This is a genomic window from Leyella stercorea DSM 18206, assembly GCF_000235885.1.
Taxonomy (GTDB): Bacteria; Bacteroidota; Bacteroidia; order Bacteroidales; family Bacteroidaceae; genus Prevotella; species Prevotella stercorea.
This window is the reverse complement of sequence record NZ_JH379441.1, coordinates 81,847-108,261: the sequence shown is the minus strand read 5'-3', so window position 1 is coordinate 108,261 and position 26,415 is coordinate 81,847. Positions and strand designations below refer to the sequence as shown.

Here is a 26,415-nt window from a genome sequence, read left to right as displayed (position 1 = left end):
CTCCCCGACGGGGAGGGTTGGGAGGGGCTGTTAGGGTTGGGAGGGGCTTTGTTCAGCCTCCACCTGCGCCTCTGTCTTTCCGAAGCGTCGCTGGCGTCGCTGATAGTCGGCGATGGCTTTGTGTAAGCCTTCCTCGTCGAAGTCGGGCCAGAAGGTGTCGCAGAAGTAGAGTTCTGAGTATGCAATCTGCCAGAGCAGGTAGTTGCTGATGCGCTGTTCGCCACCGGTGCGTATGAGCAGGTCGGGGTCAGGCATGAAGCTTGTTGTCATGTGCTCCGAGATGAGCTGCTCGTTGATGTCCGTAGCGGCAATCTTGCCCGCAGCGAGGTCGGCTGCAATCTCTTGTGTAGCTTTCACAATCTCCCAGCGCGACGAGTAGCTGAGTGCTACAACCATCGTCATTGCAGAGTTGTTAGCCGTATGCTCCATTGTCTCCTGCAACTTCTGCTGCACTTCCTTCGGCAGGCGTTCGATGTCGCCGATTACTTGAAAGCGCACGTTATTCTTCATGAATATCTCGTCCTCAAGCGATGTTAGCACGAGTCCCATGAGTGCAGCCACTTCTGTTGCGGGGCGGTTCCAGTTCTCGGTAGAGAAGGTGTAGAGCGTGAGGTACTTCACGCCGAGACGCGTACACTCCGACGTGATGCGTCGCACAGCGTCTACTCCGGCCTGATGGCCGTAGCTGCGCGGTTTACCTTGCTCTGCAGCCCAGCGTCCGTTGCCGTCCATGATGATGGCGATGTGCTGGGGTATGTTGGTTGTATCGAGTTGTGTCATATTCTGTTTTTTTAAAGGGCGGCGGTTATGCCTTTCTAAGCCTTTCTAAGCCTTGACGAACTATTTTCTAAGCCTTCTTAAGCCTTTCTAAGCCTTTGCTTTCTAAGCTAATCAGAGCCCTCCCCGACGGGGAGGGTTGGGAGGGGCTACTCATCCGCGTTGTGGCAGGTGCGGCATTTCGCCATGAAGCTGTACGTCAGTGTGAGTTGTAGGGCTGAGTAGCAGTCGGTGTTTTTGAAGAGTCCGCTGCTTTCTATGCCGTACGGGTCTTTCACGCCGTCGAGCTTGTCGCTCATCGAGAAGTGTACCGCCCATTCGAGTCCGAGGTTCAGACGTGGTCCTATCTTGTATTTCACGCCCAAGCCGAGTGGCACATTCGCTGTGAAGACGTTCTTGCCACCACCGGTAACGAACGTGGCGCCCAGTCCGCCGAAGATGAACGGTGTGAAGCGTTTCGCTCCACGGTAGTCGCGTCCGGTGCCGTATGGCCAGAAGTTGTATTCGTAGGTGACGCTGGCATCTATGAGCGTATTGCTGAATGAGTATGGATTGTTTACGAAGTCGGGGTAATAGGTCTTTACATCCTTTGATGCCCCCGTCAGTTTGCCGTACATTGCCGACATCTTCAGCCCCATGTACGGGTTGAATACGCGTCGCAACACTACCGACCCACCGAACTGCATATTGCTCATCACGCTACCGTTGAAGTCGCCTTCGTACGCCACCAGCCCTACTCCCGCACCTATCTCCATGCGGTACTCCTCGTCGGTTTGTGCCTTTGCCGACACAAACATCAGGGAGATGATGAGGATGGTGAGGATTTTCTTCATTATTCAGTGAAATCAGTCTGTTCTTTTTTCCAGCCGAGGCGGTTTATTCTTCCGCGCCACGTGTTGCCTTCTGTTGCATTTACCATCCAGATGAAGTTGCTGCTGTCTACGGTGAGTGCCATGTTCGGCGTGTTCGACGCATTCTCTTTGTTGGATGTTATCTCTGTCGGAACGGTGAGTGTTGTGTCTTTTGCCCAAGTCAGTCCGCCGTCCTTAGAGCTGTAGAGGTTTGCATTGCTATCGTTCATGCCGTCGGGTGTGCCGAGGGCGTATGTCTTGCCGTCGTATGTTGCTACGCTCATGTTGTTGAGCTTCGGGAGTGTGTGTTTGTTCTCTGTCGACACCTCGTAGTATGCCCACGGCTGGTTCTCGCTATACTTGTTGCCTTCGTCCACTTTGCCCCAGATTGCCATTGCGCCTGTTGCTGTTGTGCCGTATATAGTCACGCGGTAGCTGTTGCTGTTGGTGCGCAGTGCTGTGCAGGTGTAGGAGAGGTTGCTTGCCGGCAGGAACGAGGCATCGCTGTCGATGGTAGCCAGTATCCATGTAGCACCGTTGTCGGCAGAAGCCACAAGCTGACCCTCGGCGTTGTAGCCGTAGAGACGCAGCGGACTTGCTGCTACGAGTGTCTTGATGGTAGTAGCGTTGCCGGTCTGTTCCCATGTGTTGCCGTCAGTGGTGCATAGGATGTTGCCGGCGTTGCAGATGTACACCTTTTCGTTCTTTGTCACGATGCTCTTGCAGACATTCGCGTCGAATGTGAGGACTGCATCGTTTAACTTAGGTGTGGCAGCTGTCCAAGTCTGTCCGTTGTTCATCACGTACAGTTTTGTGTTGTTGCCGTCCGTACCGAAGAGGAAGAGTCGGTCCTTGCCCTCAGCTGTCTTTATGGCGCAGGTCTTCACGTTCTGGAGCTGCTCTATGTCTGTGTTCTTTGTCATGGGAGCCCAGAAGAACGAGTCTGCTTGCTCCTTGTGCACGTTCACTTTCACCTTGTATGTGCGCAGGAATTTGCCCGAATTGCTCATCACCTTCAGCTCGCGCACCTCCGAGAAGTCGAGCGAGTCGGTGTTGCTCACAATCTCTACATTATCGTCCTTGAGGTTCTTGATGTACACCGTCATCGAGTTGAGTCCGTACACGTTGCACACGAGTTTCTTCGCGTCTATGCCGCACGGCAGCGAGTCGGGATTATAGATGGTGTTGTTGTTCTGGTCGATGACGAACTTGTAGCTTGTGTACGATGAAGAGATTGTATAAACGCTATCCTTATCGCCTTTTTTCGTCTTTGTATGGATATATCGTTTTGCCCCCGTCACCGAAAATGATGTGATGGCGCTGTCGTCGGTGTACACGTAGTCGGTGTCGTCATTAAGGCACGATGCGAGTGTAAAAACCGCCATGAACAGCATGGCAAAAGCTGCAAACTTATTTTTCATTCTTCTTAAACTTATTATTTTTAGCTGCAAATTTAATCAGAAATCTTCAATTTCAGTGTGTTTTCACCTTATAATTATGCTATTTATTGATTAATAACCGCATTTTTAAGGTTGTTTAGTGATTAGTGATATAAAAAAAGCATTGCTTGCCCAAACGAGCAAACAATGCTTTCCTATTGTGTCTTAATGCTTTCTGTTCGTGGCGGATTATTCCTCCGGCAGCATAGTCACGGTGATGTGATTGCCAGCCTTGTTGAACTCCTTCATGAAGTTGCAGATGTCCTGAGTAGTGAGTGCCTCAAGAGTGCTTGAGTAGTCGGTGTAGCCGTCGTAGCCGTAGTGGTAGCTATCGAAGAGCACGCCGAGCCAGAAGCCGTTTGTCTTCACGCGGTCACCGTTCTGCTTAACCATGAACTCCTTGCACTTCTGGAATTTGGCAGCGTCGCATGTGGTCTCGATAGCCTTCATCTCTTCGTTGAGGATGCGGATAGCCACGTCCTTCTTCTCAGGCTTCATCGGGCACTGAGCGAAGATCTGGAACATGCGGTAGTTGTCGGCACCGAGGTCAGCGCTTGCGTAAGCGCCTACAGAGTAAGCTGCGCTTTCCTTCTCGCGAATCTTGTCGAGGTATTCCATAGAGAGCACCTGGCCTGCGATGTCGCAGCAGAGAGCGTTCTTCAGAGTGTAAGGCAGCTGGTCGTTGAACCAGAGCATTACAGAGTTGGCCTTCGGAGTCTCCTGCTTGCGCTTGAATGTGTTCTCCACAACGCCCTTAACCGGATTGAGTTCGCGCTTGCTCTTCATAACCTTGCCCTTAGCTGGCAGTGCGCCGAGATACTGGCAGATGAGCGGACGGATTGTCTCCTCGTCGTAGTTGCCCACGATGTTGAACACCCAGCCCTTAGCCGAAGCGGTGCGCTCCTTGGCAATCTGGAGGATACGGTCGTAGTTCACGTCCTTCAAGCGGTCGATAGTCATCGGCGCAACGCGTGGGTTGTGAGCGTAGATAGTAGCCTGTATAGAGTCGCTGAATGCTATGTCAGGATTGATTTCGCGGTTCTTCAGCGATACCTCGAGCTGCTGCATGAGGTTGTCGAACGACTTCTGGTCCTTGTTGATGTTTGTGAAGTAGAGGTACACCATCTGGAGCATTGTCTCAACGTCCTTCGGTGTAGAGTTGCCCGACACGTTTGTAGAGAGCTGTCCGAGTGAGAGGTCGGCGTTGGCAATCTTGCCGGCAAGAGCCTTCTGCAGTTCTGTAGAAGAGAATGCACCGAGTCCGCTGTAGCCGATAACGTCGTTGAAGAGCTGGAGGTTAGCATAGTCGCTTGCGCCATAGAGTGTGGTGCCACCCTCGCCGCGACCGCTGAGGAGCACCTGGTCCTTCTTGTAGTCGGTCTTCTTGATGTTTACGACAACGCCGTTAGAGAGTGTGAGCGTGGTGTAGCCGAGCTTCTCGTTCTTCACTTCCTTCTTCACCTTGCCAGCCTTCGGGAGAGTGGTGATGAGCGGTTCGTTCTTCACGTTGTCCACGTAAGCCTCGATGTTAGCGTTGCGTGCGTCCTTGACAGCGCCGAGCAGCTCTGCCTCAGTCGGATATACGTTGCCCTCAGCCTCGTTGAGGAATGCGAGCACGATGAGGTTCGAGTCGTTAGCCGGCACAAGTTCTTCCATCATCTGGTTAACCACCTCAACCGGGAGAGCCGGCACAATCTGGCTCATAGCCTGATATTCAAAGTCGATAGACGGCATTGGGTCGCCTTCGAGGAAGTTGTCCACGAGGTCGCGATAGAGCTGGCTGTTCGGACGCTTGTCCTTGTTGCTGTACATCTTGTCGAGCGAGCTCTTGTAGTCCTCCTGGAAGCGTGCATACTCTGTAGCTTTGAAGCCGTGGCGTGCAGCACGCAGAGCCTCGGTGTAAGCAGCCTTCAGCGCGTCGGCTGTCTTGCCGAGTTCCTTCGGTGAAGCCGAGATATTGAAGGCGTCCTTAGTCTTGGCGAAGATGAATGTGCCGTCGTTAGCGTAAGCGCCTACGTACGGGCACTCCGGATCGAGAGCCTTCTCCTTCATGCGGTTGTTGAGCATAGTCATGGCAGCCTGCTTCACGTAGTTGTAGATGAGGTAGCCGAGGTGACCCTTCTCAGAAGCTGGGTAAACGTCGTGCTTGATCAAGAGCTCTACGCTGTTGGTCTGCTGCTCCTTGTCCTTGTCGATGATAACGATAGGCTCAGCGTTGTTAGGCACCTGCTCGTCAACGATAGGAGCTGGGTTCTCCGGGTTCTTGAACGAGCCGAAGAGCTCCTTAATCTTGTTCTCGGTGTACTTCACGTCGACGTTGCCCACTACGATGATAGCCTGGTTTGTCGGGTGATACCACTTCTCGTAGTAGTCGCGCAGCTCTTTCGGCTTGAAGTTGTCGATGACAGACATCAGACCGATAGGATAGCGCACGCCATACTTAGAGCCCGGGTAGAGTTTCGGCAAGTTGCGCTCGAACATGCGGCTTGAAGCCGATGTGTGCAGACGCCACTCCTCGTGGATAACGCCGCGCTCCTCGTCAATCTCCTTCGGGTCGAGTGTGAGCGCGTTCGACCAGTCGCTCAGGATGAGCAAGCAAGAGTCGAGAGCCGACTGGCGGTCGGTCGGTACGTTAGAGATATTGTAAACAGTCTGGTCGATGGCTGTGTAAGCGTTGAGGTCGCGACCGAACTGCACGCCGATACTTTCGCAGTAGCGGATTACACCATTGCCAGGGAAGTGCTTTGTGCCGTTGAAGCACATGTGCTCGAGGAAGTGAGCCAGACCACGCTGCGACTCTTCCTCCTGGATAGCGCCCACCTTCTGTGCGATGTAGAAGTCGGCACGGTTCTCCGGCCAGTTGTTGTGGCGGATGTAGTAGGTCAAACCATTGTCCAGCTTGCCAACCACTACGTCGGGGTCAGCCGGAATGGGTGGCATCTGCTGTGCCTGAGCAAGTCCTGCGAAGAACGCGAAGACTGCAACCATCAGTTTTCTTAGTTTCATAAATTATTATTTTTAGTTGATGTATAATCTGTCCGTACAATATGCAAAAGTAGCTTATTTTTCCGCTTCTCATGTTAAATGTTTATGATTTTTAAGAAATAAGCATCGTTTTTTGCTACATTCATGTGTTTTTCATGTTTCTTGGGTGGTGGTTGAGTATTTCGTTGCGCAGAGTTGTTATGTCTATGTGCGTGTAAATCTGCGTTGTAGCTATGTTTTCGTGTCCGAGCATTTCCTGTATGGCGCGCAGGTTCGCTCCGCCTTGCAGCAGTGCGGTGGCGAAGGAGTGGCGCAGCGTGTGTGGCGACACTGTCTTGATTATGCCAGCGTCGCGTGCCACGTTCTTTATCATTATCAGAATCATGGTGCGTGTGAGGTGTGCTCCTCTGCGGTTTAGGAACACGTATTCTTCCTCGCCAGGCTTTATGTTCATCAGGTTGCGGTCGTAGAGCCACAGTTGTATCTCGTGCAGTGCGTTGTCGGAGATGGGTACGAGGCGTTGTTTGTTGCCCTTGCCCGTGATGCGCAGGTATTTGTCGTCGGCGAACACGTCACCGAACTTAAGGTTGACGAGTTCTGACACGCGCAAGCCGCAGGAGAACAGCACTTCGATGATGGCACGATTGCGCTGCCCCTCTGGTTTGGAGAGGTCGATAGACGCTTCCATGCGGTCTATCTCTTCTGTAGAAAGCACTTCGGGAAGGTGTTCGCCGAGCGTTGGCGACTCAAGAAGCTCCGACGGGTCGTCCTGCAGCGTGCCGTCGAGCAAAAGGAAGCGGAAAAAGGAGCGCACACCGCATAGTATGCGTGCCTGGCTGCTTGCAGCAATGCCGAACTCATGCAGCAGGGTGGCGAATTGCTCCAAGTGGGCAAGTCGCACTTCCTCAATGGCGAGTCCTTCGCCGTTGAGGAAGTTGAGCAGATAGTCGATGTCGTGCGAATAGGCATCGACGGTGTTCTGCGAGTAGTTGCGCTCAAGGCGCAGAAAGCGCATGTAGCGGCGCTTTATCTGAATATAATCCATGATATTGTGTTGTTGTGTTGAGGTGTTGTTGTGTTGAGAGTTGTTGTGTTGAGATGTTGAGGTGTTGTTGTGTTGAGAGTTGAGAGTTATGATTAGTTCGGTAATCTCACCATCTCACCATTTCACCATTTCACCATCTCACCATCTTTACTTCTTCAGTCTGAATCCTAAGCGCATACCGTTGTAGTTCTTCATCAGCGTGTTGATGGTAGCGGCTGTGGAGTTCTGCTTCGCAGCGGTGTTTGATATGGTCTGCAGCACGTGCATCAGCTTGTCGGCGTTGAACACGAGTGTCATCTGGTTGCTTAGTATGCTGACATTGGCGGTGTACTCCTTGCCGTAGTGGGGCTTGAAGGTGATTGTCTTCTTCTTGCTGTCGAAGGTGTACGTGCCCTTGATGGTGCGCTTCTTTATCTTCGTGGTGTAGTTGCCATTGCCGTCGAAGGTGTAGACGATGCCCTGCACACCGTACTTCTTCAGCACGGGTGTTATCTTGTTCTCTATTTTTGTAGACACCGCTGAGCCGCCTGCTTTCGACAGTAGGTTGTCGCTCTCGAACTCACATGCCGGACCGGTGTATGTCCATGTGCCCTTGAGGCTTGCGGCTGTTGTTGCCTTGTCGCCCACGAGGGTCTTACCCAGACCGGTGAGCAGGTCTCCGATACTCTGTGCCTGCACTCCTGAGGCACTGATGAGCAGCATCGCTGCTACTAAGAAAAACTTAATTCTTTTCATAAACTTTTGTTACTGTAATTGTTTATCTGTGTACAAAGTTACAAAAAAGAACAATACTAAGCCGATTCTGTTAACATTTATTCTTCACCCGTGCCGTTATAGTCCATCTGCATCTCGCTGCTTCCGTCGCCCTGCTTGTTCTGTGGGCGGCGTTTCTGCTTCATGTTGCCGAAGTTCCACGTCACGGTGAAGTTGAAGCGTCTGCTTCCTCGGCGGTTTATCTGGTGGCGTGTGAAGTTGTTGCCACTGGTGAAGGTCTCCCACTTGCGCGAGTCGAGCAAGTCGCGGCAGTTGACAGCTACGGTGATGAGTTTGTTGAAGAAGTTCTTGCGTGCGCCGAAGTCAACGCTGTACGACGGCTTGCGGTAGCCCTGCGTGATCACCTGGCGTGCCTCGTAGCGTCCGGTAGCCTGTACGGATATGTCGTAGGGCAGTATGAGGCTTGCCGTCATGCGTGCGTTCCATGTGAAGCGATCGTCGGCTGCGCCCGTCACTATCTGTCCGTCGATGGGGTAGGCAAATCCGTCGAGCTTGTAGTAGTAGGCGTTGGCGGATGTGGTGAGGTCGAGTATGCGGAAGAACTTGTTCTTTAGCGTCAGCTCCAAGCCCGACGATTGGCTCTTTGCTACGTTCATCGAGGTGGAGTAGAAGAGTCCGTCCTCCGAGTTCTTGTAGCTGATGCGCTGTATGACATCGGTTGTGGGGCGGTAGTAGGCACTCACGAGCAGCGAGTGGTCGCGCCAGGTCTTCAGGTAGTTGAGCGAGAACGAGTGGCTGTACTCCGGTGTCAGCTCGGGGTTACCGAACGACACGGTGGTAGCGTCGCGTGTGTCGCGGAACGAGTTGAGCTGTCCGCCCCACGGACGGCGCAGACGGCGTGTGTAGTTGAGCTGCAGCTGCTGCGACTCGGTCAGCTGATACGACATAAAGAGCGAGGGGAAGAGCTGGAAGAAGTCTTTCTTGAACGGCTTTTCACGCAGCGATGGATTGTGCTCCTGCTCCCATGTGTAGCTCTCGGTGTTCACCTTCCAGTATTCGCCGCGCAGACCTGCCATCACGCCAAAGTTGCCCAGCTTGTAGTTGAACGAGGCGTAGAGGGCGTGCAGATCCATGTCGTAGATGAAGCGGTTGTAGAAGAGCTTGTCCTCGGTGGCAGCCGTGCCCTCCCACGAGGTGTTGTCGATGTACGACTCCTGCGGGGTGTTCTCGTGCGAGAAGTTGGCTTGGTAGCCTGCCTCCACCTTCATGTCCTTCGTTATCTGGTTCTCGTAGTCGAGCTTCACCTCCCAGCGGCGGTTGTTGATGTGCTGCGGACGGTACTGGTAGTCGTAAGCATGAACGTCGTTGCCCTCCCACACCGTAGAGTCGCGGTAGAAGTTGTCGCCGTCCGACTTCCAGCGACTGTAGTCGATGGTGAAGTCGAGGAAGTGGCGGTCGGTGAACGAGTGGCGGTAGTTGAACTCCGAGTAGAACATATTCATGTCGTTGCTCGAGCGTGTGAGGCGGTCCATGCGGTAGTCGGTGAGTCCGTCAGCCACGGCGGTGTACTCGTACGGTGTGAAGCTCTTCGACTTGCCTTTGCCCTTCATCAGCATTCCGCTCAGGCTTAGGTCGTCCTTCTTCGAAGCGTGGAACGTCAGTCCGGCGCGTGTGAAGAGGTTGTTGCCCCAGCGGTCGTTGTCCGCCTTGTAGCGTTGGTCGTAAGTGTTTGAGGTTTGTGTGCTCTCGGTGTAGCCCGTGTTCTTGCGGTGACGGTAGCCGATGTTGGCGTATGCGTCCAACAGTTTGCTGTTATAGTTGATGTTGAAGCTGCTGTTTGCGCCGCCCTTGGTGTTCGCGCCAGCCTGCAGCGAGCCGTAGTAGCCCGCCTTGCGGTCTTTCTTCAGCACGATGTTGATGATGCCGGCAGAGCCTTCGGCTGAGAACTTCGCCGACGGGTTGTCTATCACCTCGATGCGCTCTATTGACTCGGCAGGCAGCTGCTGCAGGATTTGTGCGCGGTTGTCGGTGGTGAGTCCCGATGCCTTACCGTTTATCCACACCTCCACCGACGAGTTGCCACGCAGCGACACGTTGCCGTCGTTGTCCACCTCTACGGACGGTATGTTGTCGAGCACTTCGGATGCCGACTGTCCGGCGTTGCCTATGAGCTGTGCCACGTCGAATGTCTTGCGGTCTACCTCGAGCTTCATAGCTGAGCGTTGTCCGGTGATGGTGACACCCTTCAGCATCTTTGCATCCTCAGACATATATATAATATTGTAGTGCTGGTTGGGGTTCGAGGCGTTTATCTCGAACTTGCGTGTCTCGCTTTTGTAGCCCACGAAGGTCAGCTCCAACGTGTACTGGGCGTTGGCGAGTCCTTGTATCTTGAAGTTGCCGTTGGCGTCGCTCATACCGCCGCCCACAAACTTGCCGTTGGCAGTCTGCGTAACCTTCACGTTCACAAAACTAAGTGGTTCTGAGTTGCGTTTATCCAGAATCTTTCCTTTTACCAAACCTTGCGCCCATCCCGTCGCTGTGCAGAGGATGAGCATTATGAATAGTGCTATTTGTTTCATATTATCTAAGACGCATTTAGCGTGTGTGGGTTTAATCGTGTGCAAAAATAATCTGCGTCGACCGGCGCAGACGTCCGCACCGACCGACGCAGATGTCCGCACCGACCGACGCGGATGCTCGTATCGACCGACGCGGATGTCCGCACCGACCGACGCGGATGGTGTAATGTCAACTTTCTCAGGTTGAACTTAAGCCTTTCTAAGCCTTGGGCAACTAAAGCGGCGTTTAAGCCGAACTAAGCCTTCTTAAGCCTTTCTAAAGTGGTGTTTAAGCCTTTGCTGACTAATCTTCCAGCAGTTCGTCGGCTCCGTCTATGCAGCGGCGTATCACCTCATAGCCGAAGCCGCGGCCCAAGGCGTACTTTGTCAGCTTCTGGCGCAGCTCGTAGTCGTTCTCTGCCTTCACCGAGCGTCGCTTTGTGGCTAATAGTTTCTTCAGTTCCGCCACATACGCCTCGTCGTCCACCTCGTCGAGCACACGGCGGCTGATATTGCTGTCCACACCCTTGAGGTAGAGCGCCTGCTCTATCTTGCGTCGTCCCCAGTGGTCGAAGCGTATCTTCTCGCGCACGAAGAGTCGGGCGAACCGCTCGTCGTCAACAAACTGCTCGTCGATGAGTCGGTCGAGCACGCGCTCGCGTGCGTCGTCGGGCAGTTGCCAGCGGCGCATCTTCTCGAGCATCTCGCCTGAGGAGTGCTCCGCACGGGCGCAGAGCGCAGAGAGCTTTAGCAGGGCTTCCTGCTCGGTTATGGGTTGTTTCTTTTGTAGCATGGTTGTTGTTGTAATTAAGCCGAACTAAGCCTTCTTAAGGTGGCGTTTAAGCCGAACTAAGCCTTCTTAAGCCTTTCTAAGCCTTGGGGTGGTAAGCCTTTTTAGGCCTTTCTAAGCCGAGGAAGAACAGCTAACTGAGCCCTCCCCGACGGGGAGGGTTGGGAGGGGCTGCTGATTGGGAGGGGCTGCTTCCCCTCACAAACCTGGGCAGCCCGAAGCAGTCGTCGCTGACCGTTACCTCCTCGAAACCCATGTCGCGGAGCATAGTCCCCGTCGCCTCGGCATAGCGGGTGTTGCACTCGAAGAGCAGGCTTCCGCCGATGTTCAGCGTGAGTAGAGCGTAGCGAGCGATGGCGCGGTAGAAGCGCAGAGGGTCGTCGTCGGGCACGAAGAGGGCAGTGTGAGGCTCGTGCAGCAGCACGTTGTCGTCCATCGCAGAGCGTTCCGAGTTGCAGATATATGGCGGATTGCTCACTATCAGGTCCCAAGGGGCGGCGAGGATGTTAGCTTCGCTATAATTTATAGAATCCATAGTCTGCTCGGTTGGTGCACTTGAGACAAGTGCACCCCCTTGAAGGCACTCCCCCTCAGCCCTCAGCGCATCCCTCTTTCTGAACACCACCTCTGCCTTCAGCGCGTCGGCGTTGTCCTGAGCTGTGCGCAGTGCCTCTTCGGAGATGTCCCATGCTTCCACGTATGCGTCGCCAAGGCGTAGCTTGAGGCTGATGGCTATGCAGCCGCTGCCCGTTCCGATGTCGAGGATACGTTTGGGGGAGTGTGGTGCCTTATGCTGCGTCTCGTCGGATGCAATGCAGCCGTCCATCAGCTTCGCGCCCTCGTCCACGAGCCATTCCGTCTCGGGGCGGGGGATGAGTACAGAGCCGTTCACAGAGAAGCGGTTGCCGCAGAAGTCGGCATATCCGAGCACGTGCTGCAGCGGTTCGCCCTGCTCGATGCGTCTGACGGCTGTGTCGAGGCGCAGAGTGTCGTCGGCAGACAACTGCTCGGTGGCACCGCAGACGATGTCAGTGTACGACAGACCGAACAGCTCTTCGATGAGGATGCGTGCTATGGCACGTGCCTCGCCGTCGTCGTAAGATGTGGCTATACGATGCCATATTTCTGAATAAGTCATATTTCTGAGTGGTTTTAATTTATAACCTGGTGGCGTAATTTATAATACGAGGTGGTATGTGCTTAATAAAGAATTATAAATTATCAATTTCAAATTATAAATTGAGAATGTGTGCCGCGAGCGGGACTCGAACCCGCACAGCCATTACTGGCCAAGGGATTTTAAGTCCCTCGTGTCTACCAATTCCACCATTGCGGCGACCTGTGTCGTTTATGTTTGATGTCTTAATAAAAAACGGCAGCATTTCTGCTACCCGTCCTAACAAAAACAATCAAACTATTTTAAAAGAGCGGCAAACGGGACTTGAACCCGCGACCCCAACCTTGGCAAGGTTGTGCTCTACCAACTGAGCTATTGCCGCATTCGCGCTTTTTGCGAGTGCAAAGATACACTATTTTTTTGAAGTGGAGAAGAAAAATGGGGAAAAAGTGATATTTGTTTGCTAATTGTAGGAGGGTATGGCATCTTGTCATACCCACGCTGCCAGAAATGTACATTATTTAGAGTGTATATAGTGATAACTTCTGATGTGTGCGTGGATATGGCAAGATGCCATACCCTCCTAATATTGCTAACAACTCTTGTGTGTCATTATGTCGAGCACCATCTCGTCGGTGCGGTTCATTGCTTCGGCACCGATGCTTGTGAGGTTGCGTATAGAGCGGTCGACATCGTTGTCGATGATGCCCTCTACGGAGCTAACACACTTGCCCTCCATAGAGAGTAGGGCGGAGAGGAGTGCTGTAGACACACCGGACGATATCTTCAGTGCGCAGCTTGGCTTCGCGCCGTCGCATATCATGCCAGTGATATTGGCAATCATGTTCTTCACCGACCAACAGATATGATTGTAGTCGCCACCCATGAGGTAGGTGATGCCACAGCTTGAGCCGATGCTTGCCACTACGCAGCCGCAGAGTGCCGACAGTTTGCCGAGGTTCTGCTTGATGTATATGGCGGTAAGGTGGCTAAGGGTGAGTGCGCGGATGAGTTCCTCCTCAGTGTTCTCGTTCTCCTCGGCGTACACAGCCACGGGGTTGGTGGCGCAGATGCCTTGGTTGCCCGAGCCGGAGTTGCTCATCACCGGAATCATCGCGCCGCCCATGCGTGCGTCGCAAGCCGATGCTGTTTTTGAGATAATATGCGAGAAGATAGAGTTGCCGAAGATGCCGTGACTCAGCGGGCGGTCGATAGTCTTGCCGAGGCAGTGGCCGTAGTTGTGCTTCTTCGACTCCTCGGCGATGCGGAAGTTGTAGTCGCGTGTCTTCAGTATGAAGCGCAGGTCGTCCTCAGGCGTTGTCATCGCGAAGTCGTAGACAAGTCGCATGTTCAGACGTATGTCGTTGTTCTCTGCTTCGCCTGCCTTATGGTGACGCTCGTCGAGAAGTACCTCGCCGTCCTTCTCCAAGTAGACAAAGTGGGTGTGTGCAGTGGCAATGGTGGCAGTCGCCTTATGTCCGTCAGCCTCGCAGGTTATCTCTACGTACAGTTTCTCGGTGATGCCACTCTTCAGCTGTATGGAGATGTGTTCGGCATCGATGTACTGCTTGCCTTCGGCGAGGGTCTCTGGGGTGAGGTCTTTGAGCACCTCAAGCTGATACTCCGACTTGCCGATGATGGCTCCGAGAGCGATGGCGATAGGCAGTCCGATCATGCCCGTGCCGGGTATGCCCACGCCCATAGCGTTCTTGAGGATGTTGGCAGATAGCGACGCTGTGATTTTCTCGGGTCGACAGCCTAACAACTCCGTAGCGCGAGCCACACAGAGCGATACGCACATCGGCTCGGTGCAGCCAACGGCTGGCACTACCTCGCGATTGATGAGGGCAATGATTTGTTTGCGAATGTCTTCTTCAAGCATATTGTTTAGGGTTATTAGTTGAGAGTTTACTTAGTTGAGAATTTAGAGTTGAGAGTTTAGAGTTGAGAGTTTAGAGTTATGATTACCTTGATAGTTCATTAGCAGCTCTTGAAAGTTGCAAAACATATCATAACTCTCAACTCTCAACTCTAAATTCTCAACTAAAAGAAACTTTTACTTCTTTCTGCTCTTCTTAGCAGTGGTCTTCTTAGCCGGAGCTTTTCCCTCCTTCTTCTCCTCTACAACTGGCTGCTGCTTGCGGTCAATCTTCACAAGCTCCACCTTGAAGATAAGAGTAGAGTAGGGCTTAATCTTTCCTGCTGCGCGTGAGCCATAAGCCAGCTCCTGCGGGATGTAGAGCATCCATGTGCTGCCTGCAGGCATAGAGGTGAGTGCCTCTGTCCAACCCTTGATAACCTGGTCGGGGCGGAATGTAGAAGTGTCAGGGTTGCGCTTGTAGCTGCTGTCGAAGATGTTGCCGTCGATGGTCTTACCCTCGTAGCGTACGGTTACGTTGTCGTCCTTAGTAGCCACCTCGCCGGTTCCGGCTGTGAGCACCTTGTACTGCAAACCGGAAGGCAGAGTCACTACGCCTTCCTTCTTGGCGTTCTCAGCGAGCCAGTCGACGTTCTCCTTCTTGTAGGCATCCTCCTGGCGGTGCTTCTCGTCGGTCATTGTCTTCTCGTAGTATTTCTTAGCGTCTACCACCTGCATCACTGTAGTGTCGTTGAGCACAGCGTCGATGAAACCGCGGTTGAAGGTGATGCTATCGAGAGTCCACGGAGTGTTCTTCACTTCGTTGGCAACGCCCGGGTACATGCGTGTCTCAAGCAGCTGTGCAATCTGTACGCCTGCGCTATGAGCCATGAACTGCTTGTCGTTAGAACGCTTGATGCCCTCGCGCAGACCTGCTACGAAAGCACCCATAGAGGTAGAGTCGACACCGAACTGCTTGCCTACGTAATCTATCAGACCGGTGGTGTAGGTCATGCCGGCAGCGTAGCTCAGCGAGTCGGACTTGCTGAGGAGGCTAACAGGAGCCTCGCAGCAACTTGTCTTATCCTTCTTGCACTTCTTGTTCTTCTTCTTGTCCACCTTGCAGCATTCGGTCTTTGCCTTGCAGTACTCCTTCTTGTCCTTTGCAGAGGCGGTGGTGAAGGTTGCAGAGAGAGCTGCAACCAACGCCAATGTCAATATCTTTTTCATTGTTTTTCTTGTCAACTTGCCAATATTTTTACTTTCCGTTTACGCTTATGAGCTCAATCTTGAAGATCAGCGGAGAGTAAGGCTTGATCTGACCAGCCTCACGCTCGCCATAAGCGAGTTCCTGCGGGATGTACACTTCCCATACAGAGCCTGCAGGCATGTGTACGAGAGCCTCTGTCCAGCCCTTGATAACCTGATTAACGCGCATAGAAACAGGCTGACCGTTCTTGTAGCTGCTATCGAATACAGTGCCGTCGATGAGCTTGCCCTCGTAGTGTACCTTTACGAGTGAGGTGTCCTTCGGCATCGCGCCGTTGCCCTCTTTGATAACCTTGTACTGTACGCCAGAAGGCAGAGTCTTCACGCCTTCCTTCTTAGCGTTGGCAGCCATCCACTCTTCGCCCTTCTTCTTTGCAGCACCGTACTTCTCCTCCATGTACTTCGATTTGATAGCCATCATCTTCTGCTGAGCAACCTGGTTAGCCTGCTCTATTGTCATGATGCCCTTGCCATGTACGCCCTGGATGAAGCCAGCCATGAAGTTCTTCAGAGAGATTGTCTTTGTAGAGTCGTCGCCGAAGATTTCGTGGTTGATGCCCTTAACCATGCGGTTAGAAATCTGCTGACCGATCTGCACACCCATGTAGTAAGCAGCCTTCTTCTTGTTGTCGCCAGCATTAGCACCGTCGTTCAGACCCTTTACAAATTCGTCGATATAGGTGGTGTCGATGTCCATCTGCAACAGGTACTGCTTCAGACCCTGTGTCTGTGCCATACCGATAGCGTAGCTCAGTGTGTCTACGTCGTTCTTAAGATTAGCCTTTGCAGGAGTGTTGCCGCAAGAGGCGAAGATGCCAGAAATGGCGATAGCCAAAGCGGCTACGATTGAAAACTTTTTCATTGTTTTGTTATTGTTGTTTTTAGTTGTATTAAAGTACCTTGATAAGCTCTACGTCGAACACCAAAGCTGCGAACGGAGGGATGGCAGCACCTGCGCCACGCTCGCCGTATGCCAACTGGTAAGGGATGAAGAAGCGATATTTTGCGCCCTCAGACATGAGCTGCACGCCCTCTGTCCAGCCTGCAATAACACCGTTGAGAGGGAATGTAGCCGACTCGCCACGCTTGTAGCTGCTGTCGAATACTGTGCCGTCGATGAGGCGACCCTCGTAGTGGCACTCTACTGTGTCCTTAGCGGTCGGCTTCTTGCCGCTACCCTCGTTGAGCACCTGATACATAAGACCGGAAGGCAGCGATACTACGCCCTCCTCAAGAGCCTTATCAGCAAGCCATGACTCGCCCTTATCCTTGTTCTCCTTATACTTCTCGGCTGCGGCAGCACGCTGCTTAGCCTCCTGCTGCTGGAAAAATTCTGTAACAATCGTCTGTGCTTCCTGGTCTGCCACCTGCGGCTCCTTGCCCTCAAGAATGTCCTTGATAGCCTGAGCGAAGTCGTCGATGTTAAGGTTCTCGGCTCCCATCTGCGAGAGCTGGCGGCCTATGCCAAGGCCCAAAGCGTAACTAAGTTTGTCCATAAGTTGTATTTGTTTTTTAATAATGTATCAATGCTTAGGGGCTAAAGTCTTGCAAATTTACTACTTATATTTGATTTCAAATACATTATTGCATAAAAATCACTTTTTTTAAATATTAGCATAACTTATTTTGTGCGTATGTTCACATTTTATATACATACAAGGATAAAAAAGTAAAATATAAGAGCAAATCTTTGGCAGTTTGCTCTATTTCCATTATTTTTGCAGTTGATAAACGCACATACAGGTTACGTAGTACCTAAACAATAAACGAGTGAATTTTGTCTACTCGCTAACTCGTATTTTAAATATACTATAAATGAAAACCGACCACCTCCTAATCATACGTTTCTCTGCCCAGGGCGAGGTAGCAATGCTTGTGCCCGTGGTCAGTTCGCTCGCACGGCAGTATCCTGACTTGCGCATTACTGTGCTGAGTCGACCCTTTGCGCGTGTGTTCTTCGACGAACTGGCACCGAATGTGGGCTTTATGGAGGCTGACTTGCAAGGCGAATACAGAGGTGTGAAGGGGCTTAACGCACTCTATCGCCGACTCATCGCTAAGAACTTTACGGCTATTGCTGATATGCACGACACACTCTCGTCAAAGTATCTGCGTATGCGTTTCAAAATGAGTCGTTATCGGGTGGAGCATATTAATCGACATGTGGCTGAACGCCAAAAGCTTACTGCGCAGAATAATAAGAAGCTGCGTCAGTTGTCGACGGCTTTTGACAACTACACTGATGTGCTCGTACGATTAGGTTATCCCGTAGAACTCGACTTCCAATCGGTGTTCCCTGCTACGGGTGGCAATCTGCGACTCGTTTCGGAGGAAATAGGTGAGAAGAAGATATTCCAACAGTGGATAGGCGTTGCGCCGTTCGCTATATATAAAGAGAAGGTATATCCGCCTGAGAAAATGGAACAGGTGGTGGCGGAGATAATACGTCGACACCCGTCGTGTCGCGTGCTGCTCTTCGGGCGCACCGAAGCAGAGCAGAAGGTGCTCGACTCGTGGTGCGCACGTTATAAGGAATGTACCAATGCGTCGGCGTTGCTCGGGTCAATCGACCAAGAGCTCATCGTGATGAGCCATCTCGATGTGATGCTCTGCATGGATAGTGTCAATATGCACCTCGCTGCACTCACAGGCATACGCATCGTGAGCGTATGGGGAGCAACACATCCTTACGCCGGATTTCTCGGATACAATCAGCGCATGAGCGATGTGGTACAGGCTGATATGTCTTGCCGACCATGTAGCGTGTTTGGCAATACGCCCTGTCTGCGTGGCGACAACGCTTGCATGGCTGCTATCGACCCAATAACAATAGCCGATAGCGTGGAGCGCGTGCTGAACGAGCTGCCAGTGCAAACAGGGGTATAGTGAACGCTTAACGTTTAGCGTTTCAACGTAAAGAACTCTCGTCGGTTACCTGTGGCTTTGTAGCTCACGTGTATCCATCGTGCGCCGGTCTTAGCTACCGATTCGAGTATGAGTTGATCGAAGTCGAGGTGTTCTTTCACGAAGTGGCACATCTTCTGTGCTACCTCCAGACTCGAAACGTGTATGTCTGCTGCTTCGCCCAACCGATGTTGCGACCTTACAGCACCACCCACAATCTTGTTGACCCGCTCCGAGCGATAACCACTTGTGATACGAAGCACACCGAAGCGGTGGCGCAGCGGTTCGAGCACATTCACGCACAATGCCCGCAGACGCTCTACTTCCACGGTCGTAGGTGTGTTGTCAAGGTTGTAGCGTATTGCTGCGCCAGACAGGGTGAATTCGCGTAGTTTGAAGTGATCAGATAGGCGCAGGTCGCCGTTTGCAATAAAAGCGGTTGCCGCGTTTGCGGCAACCTTCTTTGTGTTTTCCATGTTGTTTTAGATAATTAAAGTTAGTAAATCAAGTAACTATATATATTGTTTTCTTGTGTTTCCTAAGTGTTATTATGCGCCGCAAAGGTATCCGTACTTCTGGAAATAACAATTCAAGTGGCTTCTTTTACTGTTAAATATTGTTTTTAAACACGTGTTAGGCCGATTTTTAGTAACTTTGCACCTTATTAATATAAAGGGTTGAGGTGTTGGGATGTTGAGATGTTGACAAATGATTAGGATTTCGAGCATCTTTCGCCACATTCTTCAAACCTCAGAAAACAACGAATATGACAAATACAAACATACACGATTATGAGATAATGGCACCAGTAGGCTCGCGTGAGAGTCTGCAGGCAGCCATTCAGGCAGGTGCCGATAGCATCTACTTCGGTGTGGAGCAGCTGAACATGCGCTCACACTCTGCCAACCATTTCACTATTGAGGACTTGCACGAGATTGCAGCCATCTGCACCGAGCATGGCATGAAGAGCTACCTCACCGTCAACACCATCATCTACGACGAAGATGTGGAGCTGATGCACCAGATTATCGACGCTGCCAAGGAAGCGAACATCTCAGCAGTGATAGCTTCCGACGTTGCCGTAATGACCTACTGTCGTGAGGTGGGCGTGGAGGTACATCTCTCTACGCAGCTCAATATCAGCAACGCCGAAGCTCTGAAGTTCTACGCTCAGTTTGCCGACGTTGTGGTCTTAGCACGCGAGCTGAACATGGATCAGGTGGCGTACATCTACGAGCAGATAGAGAAACAGCACATCTGCGGCCCGAAGGGCGAGCTGGTACGCATAGAGATGTTCTGCCACGGCGCGTTGTGCATGGCAGTGAGCGGCAAGTGCTACATGAGTCTTGCCAACACCGGACGCTCAGCCAACCGCGGCGAGTGTATGCAGATATGCCGTCGTTCGTACACCGTCACCGACAACGAGACGGGCAACCAGCTCGAGATAGACAACAAGTATATTATGTCGCCGAAGGACCTCAAGACCATCCGCTTCATCGACCGCATGATGCGCTCCGGCGTGCGTGTGTTCAAGATAGAGGGTCGCGCTCGTGGTGCAGAGTATGTCTACAACGTGGTGCGCTGCTACAAGCAGGCTATTGCGGCTGTGCTCGACGGCACGTTCACCGACGAGAAGAAGGACGAGTGGGACACAACACTCGCTACAGTCTTCAACCGTGGCTTCTGGGACGGCTACTATCAGGGTCAGACCTTGGGCGAGTGGAACAGTAACTACGGCTCGAACGCTACGGAGAAGAAGGTGTACGTGGGTCGCGGCGTGAAGTATTTCTCTAATATCGGTGTGGCTGAATTCACTTGCGAGGCGATGGAGTTCTCGGTTGGCGACAAGCTGCTCATCACCGGTCCGACAACGGGTGTGATGTATGTCGACGTAGATGAGATACGCTACGACTTGAAGCCGGTGGAGACAGCGCACAAGGGACAGCACGTGTCGTTCCGCGTGCCGGCGAAGATTAGACCAAGCGACAAACTGTTCAAGATTGTGAAAAATGATGTTGATGTGTTGAGATGTTGATGTGTTGACATATGAAGTTGAGATATTGAATGTTGATGTGTTGGCATTTGTACATATCTCACCATCTCAACACCTCACCATAACAACACCTAGCACCAAACACCATAAAATCTCATGACAATAAACGAAGCACAGGACGAAGTCATTGAACAGTTTCAGGACTTCACCGACTGGATGGACAAATACCAGTTACTCATAGACCTCGGCGGCGATCTTGAGCCGCTCGACGACAAGTATAAGAACGAACAGAACCTCATCGACGGCTGTCAGAGCCGTGTGTGGGTGCAGTGCGACATGACCGACGATGGTCGTCTCGTCTTCACCGCCGACAGCGACGCTCTCATCGTGAAGGGCATCATCGCTCTGCTCATTCAGGTTATCAGCGGACATACGCCGCGCGAGATTCTCGATGCCGACCTCTACTTCATCGAGCGCATCGGTCTGAAGGACCACCTCTCGCCGACACGCTCCAACGGACTGCTCGCTATGGTGAAACAGATACGTATGTATGCATTGGCATACGAGACGAAGGCTAATGCGTAATTTTGAGTTTTGAATTTTGAATTATGAAACAGATATTATTTTCAGTGTTTTCACTGGTTGCCGTCGTGTCGATAGCATGTTCGTGCGCATCCTGCAAGAACGCTACCAAGGCAGCTGCCGAGCCCGACACCGTGGCACTCGTCGGTCCGACGTTCCGTGGCGACTCTGCCTACGTGTTTGCTGCAAAGCAGTGCGATTTCGGTCCGCGCGTTATGAACTCTGCGGCTCACGACCGCTGTGGCGAATGGATAATGCAGAAGTTCCGCGAGTTCGGTATGAGCGTTGAGGCTCAGGATGCCGAGCTGAAGGGATGGGACGGCACGATGCTGCGCTCGCGCAATATCATAGCGCGCTTCCGCCCCGAGCAGACCACACGCATACTGCTCTGCGCCCATTGGGACAGTCGTCCGTGGGCAGATAACGACCCCGACTCAACCAACTGGCATCGTCCGGTGATGGCTGCCAACGACGGAGCGAGCGGTGTGGCTGTTATGCTTGAGGTGGCGCGCGCCATACAGAGCGACACAACGCTGCAGATAGGTGTCGACTTCGTGTGCTTCGACGCCGAAGATTGGGGCACACCGCGCTGGGCTGACCAGGCTGATGATGCCGACACCTGGGCACTCGGTGCACAGTATTGGGCAGAGAACCTGCCTGAAGGCTATGAGGCACGCTACGGCATACTGCTCGACATGGTGGGCGGACAAGGCACCAAGTTCTACCAGGAGGGCGTGTCGAAGCAGTACGCTTCGGAGATAGTGAACAAGGTGTGGCGCACAGCAGCGCAGATAGGCTACGGCTCGTTCTTCCCGATGAAGGACGGTGCGATGGTCACCGACGACCATGTGCCGGTGAATGAGAAGGCTGGCATCGCCTGCATTGACATCATTGCTTGCTTCCCCGACTGCCCGCAAAGCTCGTTCGGTCCGACATGGCACACCGTCAACGACACGATGGAAAATATCGACCCCAACGTGATGAAAGCTGTAGGTCAGACGCTTATCCAGGTGCTCTATTCGGAGGAGTAAGGGGTAGTCTGACATATCTCACCACCCTCACCATCTCACCCCATCACCATCAATATAAAATAATAACAAACAACAATAACAATGTCATTAAAATGTGGTATCGTAGGACTCCCTAACGTGGGCAAGTCCACCCTTTTCAACTGTCTCTCTAACGCTAAGGCGCAGGCAGCCAACTTCCCTTTCTGTACAATCGAGCCTAACGTGGGTGTCATCACCGTTCCCGATGAGCGCCTCACGAAGCTTGCTGAAATAGTTCACCCGGGTCGCATCGTGCCCGCAACTTGCGAGATAGTAGACATCGCCGGACTCGTTAAGGGTGCGTCTAAGGGCGAAGGCTTGGGCAACAAATTCCTCGGCAACATCCGCGAGACCGACGCCATCATCCACGTGCTGCGCTGCTTCGACGACGACAATATCGTGCGCGAGGGTGGTGCTGTGGTAAATCCGGTTGAGGACAAGGAAGTAATCGACACCGAGCTTCAGCTGAAAGACCTCGAAACCGTTGAGTCGCAGCTTCAGAAGCAGTCGAAGATAGCAGCCATCGGCAACAACAAGGACGCTAAGGTAGCAGTGTCTGTACTCGAAGCCTATAAGGAGGTATTGGAGAAAGGACAGAACGCACGCTGCGTGGAGTTCGAGTCGAAGGAGGAGCAGCACTACGCTCACGACCTCTTCCTGCTCACCGCCAAGCCCGTGCTCTACGTGTGCAACGTAGACGAGGCATCGGCAAAGAGTGGCAATAAGTATTCGGAGCAGATTGCGGAGATAGCAAAGAACGAGGGCGCAGAGATGCTCGTCATCGCTGCGAAGACCGAGGAGGACATTGCGTCGCTCGAAACTTACGAGGACAAGCAGATGTTCCTTGAGGAGCTGGGTCTTGAGGAGAGCGGTGTAAACCGTCTTATCAAGAAGGCTTACAACCTGCTCAACCTTCAGACATTCATCACCGCCGGCGAGATGGAGGTGAAGGCATGGACATACTACAAGGGCTGGAAGGCTCCGCAGTGTGCCGGTGTCATCCACACCGACTTCGAGAAGGGCTTCATCCGTGCCGAGGTCATCAAGTACGACGATTACATGCAGTACGGCTCTGAGGCTGCCGTGCGCGAGGCTGGCAAGCTCTCTATCGAGGGCAAGGAGTATGTAGTGCAGGACGGCGACATCATGCACTTCCGTTTCAATGTCTAATGCTGGCGCATTAGACATTGAGGTTGAGGTGTTGTGGTGTTGATGTGTTGACATTACTATACTATAATATATAGTCTATACTATAATATATAGCCTATGAATTATTTCTATTTTAAGAAATTGGACGTATACAACTACTCCAAGGAATTGGTGAAGTATATATACTTCTTGTTGAAAAAGTTCCCAAAAGAAGAGGAATACGCTCTCTGCAATCAGTTGCGTAGAGCCGTAATCTCTGTACCTTCAAATATAGCAGAAGGGTTTGGAAGAGCTTCTTCTAAAGAGAAAATCCATTTCATTGACATAGCCTACGGCTCTTTGATGGAGGTAGAGTGTCAGATAGAAATATCCGCCGAATTGGGATACGTTAGCTACGAAGAACAACATGCTGTTAGTAAGCAGGTGGAGGTCATCGCCCGTCTTCTTTATTCTTTGAGATTCTCAATAATAAAGAATGGGGACAACTCCCAATGGAAGCCATAAACTTCACACCAAATCTCACCACCTCAACATCACACCATCAAATCTCACCATCTCACCACCTCAACACAATAAAAAATGGCACATTTTTTATACATCCTTTGGGATCCGAGCAGCACAGCGTTCAAGCTCGGTCCTCTTGAGTTCCACTGGTACTCACTCTGTTGGCTTGCCGGTCTTGCGCTGGCATACCTCTGTGTGCAGCGTCTGTACAAGGAGCAGAAGGTGAAGCCCGAGCTGTTCGACCCACTCTTCATCTACTGCTTCATCGGCATACTCGCCGGAGCACGCTTGGGACATTGTCTCTTCTACCAGCCCGACTTCTTCCTCTCGTCCTGGAAGCACTTCGTGGAGATATTCCTGCCTATCGACTTCCTGCCGGGCGGCGGATGGCGCTTCACGGGCTATCGCGGACTCGCCTCGCATGGCGGTACGTTAGGTCTTATGCTTGCTTTGTGGCTTTACGTGCGCCGCACGAAGATGAACATCTGGCAGGTGCTCGACAACATAGCCATCGCTACACCGCTCACGGCGTGCTTCATACGCCTGGGCAACCTGATGAACTCGGAGATTATCGGCAAGATAACCGATGTGCCTTGGGCGTTCATCTTCCAGCAGGTAGACCCCATGCCGCGCCACCCGGGACAGCTCTACGAGGCCGTCACTTACGCTCTGCTGTTCTTCATCGGCTGGTACTTCTACCGCCGTATGCCACAGCGCGTGGGCACGGGCTTCTTCTTCGGACTCTGCCTTACGTACATCTTCACCGCACGCTTCTTCATCGAGTACACCAAGGAGGTGCAGGAGGCGTTCGAGGCTTCGCTGCCGCTCGACATGGGACAGCTGCTGAGCATACCGTTCGTGGCTATCGGCGTGGCGTGCATGGTAGGCGGCAAGTGGATGGACCGCTTCCGCGACTTCTGCTCTGCGCCGAAGAAGTAAAAGAAGCAAACATATTACGATAAACAAACATAGTAAAAACCCTTTAACAAAAAACAATATGAAAAAACTACGCTACTTCGCGCTCTCAATGCTTGCAGCACTCTCGCTCGCAGCTTCAGCGCAGACAACAATTCCCAACCCCGTGACGCTTACTCTCGACATTCACGAGTGTTATGTTCACGAGACAATGACAACAACCGACGAGACCGCATATTATTATGTGTCTTATCTTGAAAAGGAAATCTTTGAAGAGAAAGGTTATAACGACGACGAGACTCTCGCCAGCGAGGACAAGAAATGGTTCGAGGAGATGGCAAAAGGCTATCAGATGGATGTTAAGGATGTTGTACAGTCGTTCGGCTTCAAGGGCGATGCCGCAGAATATCAGGCAGGTTTGCTGCCCGACCGCGAGTACGTAATCTGGTATCACGGCGTTGATGAGAAAGGTAACACCACCACAGAGATTAAGCGTCTGCCGTTCCGCACGAAGCCTGTGCAGACTATCAGCAACCGCATCAAGCTGAAGGCTCAGAAAACAAATGATGGTGGTATCTTTGTCACTTGCGAGCCCGACGACAAGAACCTCTACTACACATTCGGATCTATCGCAAAGTCGAACATGTTCGACGAGTTCACACACGAAGAACTGACCATACGCGACTATATGCAGACCGGCATCAGTACGCAGATATACGACTATCTTGCTAATGAAGAGTTTGGTGAGTGGTTCAAGAAAAACGCCAATCAGGGCGACTTCTCTCTTAAATTCGACGAGCTTGTTTCGGGTGAGGAGTACTACATTGTGGCTGCTTACGTAGACAATGAGGCTGGCATCTGCTCAGAGATTGCTACCATTGAAATCGACGGCAAGGGCAATCCTACCAGCATCAACAGCGTTAAGAACAGCACAACTATCGTTGCTGACGGCGTGTACACGCTCGATGGCACACGCGTAGGCACAACGCTCGGCGACGTTCAGCGCGGTGCGTACATCGTGAAGTTCAACGGACGCACGCACAAGGTTGTGAAAAAGTAGTTTTTAGGGGGTGCACTTGTCTCAAGTGCACCAACAAAATAAAAACATTCAGTTCGGTTGGTGCAGTGGATACAGGTGCACCAACAAAATAAAAATAGTCAGTTCGGTTGGTGCACTTGAGACAAGTGCACCCCCTGATTTTTAGCGTTTTCTTATCAGTGTCAGTCCGTCGCGCATGGGCAGTATGAGCTGTTCCACGCGCTCGTCGGCAGCCACATAGTCGTTGAAGTGGCGTATGCCCACGGTTTGTTGGTCGTGGTCGTAGGCGTGGTCGGTGACGTGTCCGTCCCAGAGCGTGTTGTCGGCAAGGATATATCCGCCTGGGCGCAGCAGCGCGAGCACCATCTCGTACGTCTCCACATACGTGCGCTTGTCGCCGTCGACAAATGCCATGTCGAACGTCACGCCAAGCTCGGGTGCCTTCTTGTTAGCGTCGCCGATGATGAAACTTATCTTGTCGGCGTAAGGCGACCCTTCTATCCACGGACGGGTGAAGTCCTCCATCTCGTCGTTTATCTCGAACGTATATAGATGTCCGTCGTCGGGCAGTCCCTCAGCAAGGCAGAGAGCACTATATCCCGAGAATGTACCCACTTCGAGCACATTCTTCGGTTGCACCATCTGCACGAGCATCTTCAGCAGTCTGCCCTGCAGGTGTCCCGATGCCATGCGTCCGTGTATGGTGTGTATGTTTGTTGCACGATAGAGGCGGTACAGATAATCGCCCTCCGTTGAGGTGTGTTCGCGTACGTATTTGTCGAGTTCTTCTGTCATTTCTTTTCGTTGTCTGCTATGATGGTGTGTCAGAACTAAATATTTAAATGTAGGAGGCTACGGCATTCCTGCCGTAGCC

24 protein-coding genes and 2 tRNA genes are annotated in these 26,415 nt (G+C 52.3%); 9 read left to right on the top strand and 17 right to left on the bottom strand.

The window, feature by feature from the left end:
• Positions 1-30: 30 nt before the first annotated feature.
• The 7 genes from HMPREF0673_RS08285 to HMPREF0673_RS08255 all read right to left on the bottom strand — a co-directional run bounded on the left by HMPREF0673_RS08285 (position 31) and on the right by HMPREF0673_RS08255 (position 10,393).
• Complete coding sequence (locus HMPREF0673_RS08285; RefSeq protein WP_007900833.1) at positions 31-780, bottom strand: isoprenyl transferase; 750 nt, start codon at positions 778-780, stop codon at positions 31-33.
• A 146-nt stretch (positions 781-926) separates the two neighbouring features.
• Entirely contained in the window at positions 927-1,610 is a 684-nt protein-coding gene (porG, locus tag HMPREF0673_RS08280; protein ID WP_007900832.1) for a type IX secretion system protein PorG, read from the bottom strand.
• Positions 1,610-3,049, bottom strand: coding sequence for a DUF6242 domain-containing protein (locus tag HMPREF0673_RS08275; RefSeq protein WP_007900829.1), 1,440 nt, complete (start codon positions 3,047-3,049; stop codon positions 1,610-1,612). Before HMPREF0673_RS08275 ends, porG begins: the two co-directional genes overlap by 1 nt.
• Positions 3,050-3,256: 207 nt before the next feature.
• Positions 3,257-6,073 (bottom strand): M16 family metallopeptidase, encoded by a 2,817-nt coding sequence (locus HMPREF0673_RS08270; protein ID WP_007900826.1) that lies wholly within the window; start codon positions 6,071-6,073, stop codon positions 3,257-3,259.
• Between the two features lie 121 nt (positions 6,074-6,194).
• Positions 6,195-7,097, bottom strand: a complete 903-nt coding sequence (gene xerA / locus HMPREF0673_RS08265) for a site-specific tyrosine recombinase/integron integrase (RefSeq protein ID WP_007900824.1) — start codon at positions 7,095-7,097, stop codon at positions 6,195-6,197.
• Positions 7,098-7,244: 147 nt separating this feature from the next.
• Positions 7,245-7,832 (bottom strand): DUF4923 family protein, encoded by a 588-nt coding sequence (locus tag HMPREF0673_RS08260; protein WP_007900820.1) that lies wholly within the window; start codon positions 7,830-7,832, stop codon positions 7,245-7,247.
• A 77-nt stretch (positions 7,833-7,909) separates the two neighbouring features.
• Positions 7,910-10,393 carry a TonB-dependent receptor domain-containing protein gene (locus HMPREF0673_RS08255; protein ID WP_007900819.1) on the bottom strand — a complete coding sequence of 828 codons (2,484 nt, stop codon included), beginning with the start codon at positions 10,391-10,393 and terminating at the stop codon, positions 7,910-7,912.
• Positions 10,394-10,430: 37 nt separating this feature from the next.
• On the opposite strand from HMPREF0673_RS08255, the gene HMPREF0673_RS14260 reads away from it, so the two are divergent.
• Positions 10,431-10,580, top strand: a complete 150-nt coding sequence (locus HMPREF0673_RS14260; protein ID WP_157591669.1) for a hypothetical protein — start codon at positions 10,431-10,433, stop codon at positions 10,578-10,580.
• A gap of 96 nt (positions 10,581-10,676) precedes the next feature.
• On the opposite strand, the gene HMPREF0673_RS08250 is transcribed toward HMPREF0673_RS14260, so the two are convergent.
• The 8 genes from HMPREF0673_RS08250 to HMPREF0673_RS08215 form a co-directional block, all read right to left on the bottom strand.
• A complete protein-coding gene (locus tag HMPREF0673_RS08250) occupies positions 10,677-11,165 on the bottom strand; it encodes a regulatory protein RecX (RefSeq protein ID WP_007900816.1) in 489 nt (162 codons plus the stop codon).
• 130 nt (positions 11,166-11,295) lie between these two features.
• Positions 11,296-12,300, bottom strand: a complete 1,005-nt coding sequence (gene prmC, locus HMPREF0673_RS08245) for a peptide chain release factor N(5)-glutamine methyltransferase (RefSeq protein ID WP_007900812.1) — start codon at positions 12,298-12,300, stop codon at positions 11,296-11,298.
• 112 nt (positions 12,301-12,412) lie between these two features.
• Positions 12,413-12,498, bottom strand: a tRNA-Leu gene (locus tag HMPREF0673_RS08240).
• Positions 12,499-12,588: 90 nt separating this feature from the next.
• Positions 12,589-12,661: transfer RNA gene (locus HMPREF0673_RS08235), tRNA-Gly, on the bottom strand.
• Between the two features lie 210 nt (positions 12,662-12,871).
• Positions 12,872-14,161, bottom strand: a complete 1,290-nt coding sequence (locus HMPREF0673_RS08230; RefSeq protein WP_007900809.1) for an L-cysteine desulfidase family protein — start codon at positions 14,159-14,161, stop codon at positions 12,872-12,874.
• 174 nt (positions 14,162-14,335) lie between these two features.
• On the bottom strand, positions 14,336-15,367 hold the full coding sequence (locus HMPREF0673_RS08225; RefSeq protein ID WP_007900807.1) for an FKBP-type peptidyl-prolyl cis-trans isomerase: 1,032 nt from the start codon (positions 15,365-15,367) through the stop codon (positions 14,336-14,338).
• A gap of 28 nt (positions 15,368-15,395) precedes the next feature.
• Positions 15,396-16,268 (bottom strand): FKBP-type peptidyl-prolyl cis-trans isomerase, encoded by an 873-nt coding sequence (locus HMPREF0673_RS08220; RefSeq protein WP_007900804.1) that lies wholly within the window; start codon positions 16,266-16,268, stop codon positions 15,396-15,398.
• Positions 16,269-16,296: 28 nt separating this feature from the next.
• On the bottom strand, positions 16,297-16,902 hold the full coding sequence (locus tag HMPREF0673_RS08215; protein ID WP_007900801.1) for an FKBP-type peptidyl-prolyl cis-trans isomerase: 606 nt from the start codon (positions 16,900-16,902) through the stop codon (positions 16,297-16,299).
• 319 nt (positions 16,903-17,221) lie between these two features.
• On the opposite strand from HMPREF0673_RS08215, the gene HMPREF0673_RS08210 reads away from it, so the two are divergent.
• Complete coding sequence (locus HMPREF0673_RS08210) at positions 17,222-18,292, top strand: glycosyltransferase family 9 protein (protein ID WP_007900798.1); 1,071 nt, start codon at positions 17,222-17,224, stop codon at positions 18,290-18,292.
• Positions 18,293-18,306: 14 nt separating this feature from the next.
• Here HMPREF0673_RS08210 and HMPREF0673_RS08205 read toward each other — a convergent pair whose 3' ends face one another.
• Positions 18,307-18,786 carry a D-Ala-D-Ala carboxypeptidase family metallohydrolase gene (locus HMPREF0673_RS08205; protein ID WP_007900795.1) on the bottom strand — a complete coding sequence of 160 codons (480 nt, stop codon included), beginning with the start codon at positions 18,784-18,786 and terminating at the stop codon, positions 18,307-18,309.
• A gap of 290 nt (positions 18,787-19,076) precedes the next feature.
• Here HMPREF0673_RS08205 and HMPREF0673_RS08200 point away from each other — a divergent pair, with 290 nt between their 5' ends.
• From HMPREF0673_RS08200 to HMPREF0673_RS08170, 7 genes are all read left to right on the top strand, one after another.
• Positions 19,077-20,345, top strand: coding sequence for a peptidase U32 family protein (locus HMPREF0673_RS08200; protein ID WP_007900793.1), 1,269 nt, complete (start codon positions 19,077-19,079; stop codon positions 20,343-20,345).
• Positions 20,346-20,459: 114 nt separating this feature from the next.
• Positions 20,460-20,888: a SufE family protein gene (locus HMPREF0673_RS08195; protein ID WP_007900791.1), complete on the top strand. Its 429-nt coding sequence runs from the start codon at positions 20,460-20,462 to the stop codon at positions 20,886-20,888.
• 23 nt (positions 20,889-20,911) lie between these two features.
• Entirely contained in the window at positions 20,912-21,916 is a 1,005-nt protein-coding gene (locus HMPREF0673_RS08190) for a M28 family peptidase (protein WP_007900789.1), read from the top strand.
• A gap of 81 nt (positions 21,917-21,997) precedes the next feature.
• Positions 21,998-23,104, top strand: coding sequence for a redox-regulated ATPase YchF (gene ychF, locus HMPREF0673_RS08185; RefSeq protein ID WP_007900784.1), 1,107 nt, complete (start codon positions 21,998-22,000; stop codon positions 23,102-23,104).
• 96 nt (positions 23,105-23,200) lie between these two features.
• Entirely contained in the window at positions 23,201-23,587 is a 387-nt protein-coding gene (locus HMPREF0673_RS08180) for a four helix bundle protein (protein WP_007900780.1), read from the top strand.
• A gap of 75 nt (positions 23,588-23,662) precedes the next feature.
• Complete coding sequence (gene lgt, locus HMPREF0673_RS08175; protein ID WP_007900778.1) at positions 23,663-24,526, top strand: prolipoprotein diacylglyceryl transferase; 864 nt, start codon at positions 23,663-23,665, stop codon at positions 24,524-24,526.
• 58 nt (positions 24,527-24,584) lie between these two features.
• On the top strand, positions 24,585-25,562 hold the full coding sequence (locus HMPREF0673_RS08170) for a hypothetical protein (protein ID WP_007900776.1): 978 nt from the start codon (positions 24,585-24,587) through the stop codon (positions 25,560-25,562).
• 141 nt (positions 25,563-25,703) lie between these two features.
• On the opposite strand, the gene HMPREF0673_RS08165 is transcribed toward HMPREF0673_RS08170, so the two are convergent.
• Entirely contained in the window at positions 25,704-26,336 is a 633-nt protein-coding gene (locus HMPREF0673_RS08165) for an O-methyltransferase (RefSeq protein WP_007900773.1), read from the bottom strand.
• Between the last annotated feature and the right edge of the window lie 79 nt (positions 26,337-26,415).